The sequence below is a fragment of the Kitasatospora sp. NPDC059812 genome (genome assembly GCF_042732075.1).
Lineage (GTDB): Bacteria > Actinomycetota > Actinomycetes > Streptomycetales > Streptomycetaceae > Kitasatospora.
This window is the reverse complement of sequence record NZ_JBHWIO010000054.1, coordinates 55,069-59,157: the sequence shown is the minus strand read 5'-3', so window position 1 is coordinate 59,157 and position 4,089 is coordinate 55,069. Positions and strand designations below refer to the sequence as shown.

The window sequence follows — 4,089 nt, the reverse complement described above, 5'->3', positions numbered from 1 at the left end:
GACCCCCCGCCCCCCCCGTGGCCGGGCGTGGGGTTAGGTGGCCCCGCCGGACATCTACCTGCACCCCCACGAGTGGGCCCCCTGACGCGCCGCCGGACCCCTCCCCGGCGGCGTGTCACGGTCAGGCGTCCGCCGTCACCGTGCCGCGGGCGTCTCACGCTCCGGCGCCCGCCGTCACCGCGCCACCGGCACCCGCGCCGTCACCGCACCGCGGGCACCCGGTGGATCCGCAGGAAGGCGTCGACACCGAGCGCCGCGATCCGGGCGAGCTCCTCGTCCGCCACCGGCAGGGCGCCCCAGAACGAGCGCTCGGCGACGCCGTGGAACGTCAGCAGCGTGAACTGCTCGGCGGTCTGCGGGGCGTCGTCGACGGCCAGCAGGCCTCGGTCCGCGATCACCTCGAACCGCTGCGCGAGGTCGCGCTGCGAGGCGATCGGGCCGGCCTCCAGCCACGCCTCCAGGACGTCGGCCGGGATGTTGGCGACCTCGGCGCGGATGGCCCGGCCGAGCGCGCCGCGATCCCCGGCCGAGAGGACGGCCCGGGCCCGTTCGACCGCGAAGTCGGTGAGGTCCTGGCGCAGGTCCACCACCCGGTCGAGGTGCTTGTCCATCAACTCGCGTATGACCTCGGTCAGTTCAGCCGAGTTCTGGAGTGCGACGGAGAGGAAGAGGGTCTCCTTGTCGGCGAAGTGGTTGTAGACCGTGCGCTTGGACACCCCGGCCTCCGCCGCGATCGCGTCCATGCTGGCCCGGACGTAGCCCTCGCGCCCGAACACCGCCGTCGCGGCCCGCGTGATCGCCTTGCGCTTCTCCGGCCGTCCCGCTCCGCCCGTCGCCGCCACGGCGTCACTCCTCATCTACCGGGGCTCTCGAAAACTGCCCGGTGTAGTGTCTCCCGAGCCCACCTGAGCCGGGTTGCCATCGAACAAGGGTGCTCTATGCTGCCTACAACCTCTACACCCGTGTAGAGGGAATTCAACAGCACGCCTGCCCCCGACCGGAAAACGGAAGCCGAGCGCGGGAACCGGCCGGCCGAACAGCAGCGTCCAGAAGTGGCAGCGCACAACGGCTCATCACACGAGGACCGGGCGCAGGCGCCACAGGGGCGCAAAGCACGGGAACACCGGGGGTGAGTGCGTGGCGGGGCGGCGAGGACGGACGTCCAACCAAGAGGCACGCGGGCGAACGCCCGGCCAGGAGACGCAGGCGCGGACGACCGACCAACGGACGACCGACCAACGGACGACCGGCCAGCAGGCACCGGGGCGGACGACCGACCAACGGACACCGGGACGCACCTCCGACCAGGGAGCCCGCCGGCGGGCGAACAAGGCCCCCGCCCGCCCCCGCCCCTTCCCCGGCGGAGCGGCCCTGCCCGCGGCCCTGGCCGTGGGGCTGCCGGCGGCAGGCGCCGGGATCGACGAGCTCTCCGGCCCCGGCATGGGGACGGCCTTCCTGGTGGGCGCCGTGCTCGGCACCGGCCTGGCGGCCGCACTCAGCAGCCGCAACGGCTGGTGGTGGGTCCTCGCCGCCTCCCCGCTGCTGGTCCTGGGGGTGACGGCCGGCGCGGAACTGCTGGCCAACGGCGACGCCTACCAGGGCAAGAACCTGGCCACCGGCTCCGCGAAGTGGGTGGTCCACGACTTTCCCGTGATGGCCGCGGCCGTCGCAACGGCCGCCCTGGTGATCGTGGTCCGGCTGGTCCGGGACCGGAGGAGGGACCATGGCTGAGAACCCGCAGACCCGGGACGGCGGCCGCACCGCCGCGCCCCCGACCCGCCGCACCTCCCCCCTGCTGATCGCGGGCCGGACGCTGGCCTGCTCGGTCGCCCTGGCGGTGTTCGCCGCCAGCGGGGTGGTCTGGTACGAGGTGACGTCCCTCACCGACGGGATGACCACCTCCAACGCCATCGCCGAGACCAAGAAGAACGCGCCCAAGCACCTCGACAACTCGGTCAACATCCTGCTGATCGGCCTCGACAGCCGCAAGAACATGGACGGGACGGACCTGCCGCCGGAGTTCGTCCAGGACGAACTGCACGCCGGCCACAGCTCCGACATCGGCGGCTACAACACCAACTCCCTGATCCTGCTGCACATCCCCGCCGGCGGCGGCAAGGCGCAGGCCGTCTCCATCCCCCGTGACGACTACGTCATGACCTACACCGGGGACGGCAAGCAGGCCGGCATGCGCAAGATCAAGGAGGCCTACGGCGAGGCCAAGGAGAAGGCCACCCCGGCCCTCCAGGCGAAGGGGCTCAAGGGCGCGGACCTGGAGAAGGCCGGCCGCGACGCCGGCCGGGCAGCCACCATCCAGACCGTGCAGAAGTTCCTCGACCAGCCCGTCGACCACATAGCCGAGGTCAACCTGATGGGCTTCTACGACATCGCCAAGGCCGTCGAGCCGATCGAGGTCTGCCTCACCCACGACACCAAGGACCCGGCCATGGAGGGCCAGGGCTCCGGCGCCGACTTCCACAAGGGCATCAACAAGCTCAACGCCTCCCAGGCGCTCTCCTTCGTCCGCCAGCGCCACAACCTGGACGGCCCGGACGGCAACAGCGGCGACTTCGCCCGCACCCACCGCCAGCAGGCCTTCATCTCCTCCGTCGTGCACAAGCTCAAGCAGGACGGCGTCATCAGCGACCTCGGCAAGCTGCAGCAGCTGTTCGGCGTGGTGCAGAAGGACCTGGTCATCGACAACGAGTGGAACGTCCTCGACTTCGCCCAGCAGGCCCCCAACCTCACCGGCGGCAACGTCGAGTTCAACACCCTGACCTTCGACGGCTTCGGCACCCGCAACGGCCAGGACGTCAACCTCGTCACCCCCGCGAAGCTCCAGAAGGTCGTCAAGCAGATCTTCGGCTACGCCGACTCCGCCCCGGCCGCCCCCGACGCGGCGGGCGACACGCCCACCCCGGCGGCCTCCTCCGCGCCGGCCACGACCCCGCCGCCCACCACCAAGGCCGCCGCCCCCACCACCGTGGACGTCTTCAACGCCTCCACGGCCGCCGGGGTCTCCTCCACCGCCGAGTCCAAGGCCCTGGTCGCGATGGGCTTCAAGGCGGGCAAGACCGGCAGCGCCGCCGCGAAGCCCAAGACCACCACCGTGGCCTACGGCAAGGGCGCCAAGGAGGCGGCCGACCAGATCGCCGCCCGCTACGGCGTCACCGCCACGGAGTCCGCGTCGGCCCCCGCCGACCGGGTGGTCGTCACCCTCGGCACCGGCTTCACCGGCGCTACCGACGACAAGACCGGCGCCGCAGCGCCGGGCGGCGGCGCGACCGGCTCCCCGTCCGACCCGGCGGCCAACCTGCCCGTGCAGGGCCCGTCGGTCGACGCCCAGAGCGACGGCGGCATCCCCTGCGTCTTCTGACACACCGCACCTGACGCACCGCACCGAGCCGTAGGGAGGCTCCCACCCGGGAGCCTCCCTACGGCTTTTCCCCGCGCCTTCCCCCGCGTCCGGGCCCAGGCCGCACATCCCTCGCGCAATTCTCCGTACTATGTATAGTGTACTGCGTACGGGATAACCGCGCGCTCGCGCCGACGAGAGGGCTCCGCCATGCAGATCACCACCACCACCCTCGCCCTGACCGTCGAGGACGTCACCGCCTCCGCCGCTTTCCTCCAGCGGCACTTCGGCTACACCGAGGAGATGTCGGCCGACGGCTTCGTCTCGCTCCAGCACCCCGGCGGCGGGGTCAACGTCGTCTGCCTGCGACGCGGCCTGGAGGTGCTGCCCGAGGGCCAGCGCGACCGGACCGCGTCCGGCGTCATCCTGGCGTTCGTCGTCGAGGACCTCACCGGCGAGGAGCGGCGGCTGCGCGGCGAAGGGGTCGAGATCACCCTGCCGCTGCGCGAGGAGCCGTGGGGCGAGAAGCTGTTCCAGGTCACCGACCCGAACGGGGTCGTGATCGAACTGGTCGAGTGGGCCAAGCAGTAACCACGCGCCCGAGCAGTGACCGCGCGCCCGAAGCGACGGCGCCCCCCCCGCCCCGGGGGCGGCGGGGGGCGCGGGGGGACCGCCGCGGGGGGGCCGCGCGGTCCCCCGCGCCCGGGGAGCGGCCCCGCCCCCGGCCGCGCCCG

The 4,089-nt window shown here is 72.7% G+C and carries 4 protein-coding genes; 3 read left to right on the top strand and 1 reads right to left on the bottom strand.

Annotated elements, in window-relative coordinates; translation table 11 throughout:
- Window positions 1-200 precede the first annotated feature (200 nt).
- On the bottom strand, window positions 201-842 hold the full coding sequence (locus tag ACFV6D_RS24900) for a TetR/AcrR family transcriptional regulator (RefSeq protein WP_380561144.1): 642 nt from the start codon (window positions 840-842) through the stop codon (window positions 201-203).
- A 295-nt stretch (window positions 843-1,137) separates the two neighbouring features.
- On the opposite strand from ACFV6D_RS24900, the gene ACFV6D_RS24895 reads away from it, so the two are divergent.
- The 3 genes from ACFV6D_RS24895 (at window position 1,138) to ACFV6D_RS24885 (ending at window position 3,946) form a co-directional block, all read left to right on the top strand.
- Entirely contained in the window at window positions 1,138-1,731 is a 594-nt protein-coding gene (locus ACFV6D_RS24895; RefSeq protein ID WP_380561143.1) for a DUF6542 domain-containing protein, read from the top strand.
- Complete coding sequence (locus ACFV6D_RS24890) at window positions 1,724-3,376, top strand: LCP family protein (RefSeq protein WP_380561142.1); 1,653 nt, start codon at window positions 1,724-1,726, stop codon at window positions 3,374-3,376. The genes ACFV6D_RS24895 and ACFV6D_RS24890 overlap by 8 nt, the downstream gene beginning before the upstream one ends.
- Window positions 3,377-3,565: 189 nt before the next feature.
- Window positions 3,566-3,946 (top strand): VOC family protein, encoded by a 381-nt coding sequence (locus tag ACFV6D_RS24885; RefSeq protein ID WP_063348135.1) that lies wholly within the window; start codon window positions 3,566-3,568, stop codon window positions 3,944-3,946.
- Window positions 3,947-4,089 lie beyond the last annotated feature (143 nt).

What these genes read in the sequence shown, in the direction of transcription:
- ACFV6D_RS24890 (WP_380561142.1), top strand. Translation starts at nt 1,724, where the DNA reads ATGGCTGAGAACCCGCAGACCCGGGACGGCGGCCGCACCGCCGCGCCC.
- ACFV6D_RS24885 (WP_063348135.1), top strand. Translation starts at nt 3,566, where the DNA reads ATGCAGATCACCACCACCACCCTCGCCCTGACCGTCGAGGACGTCACC.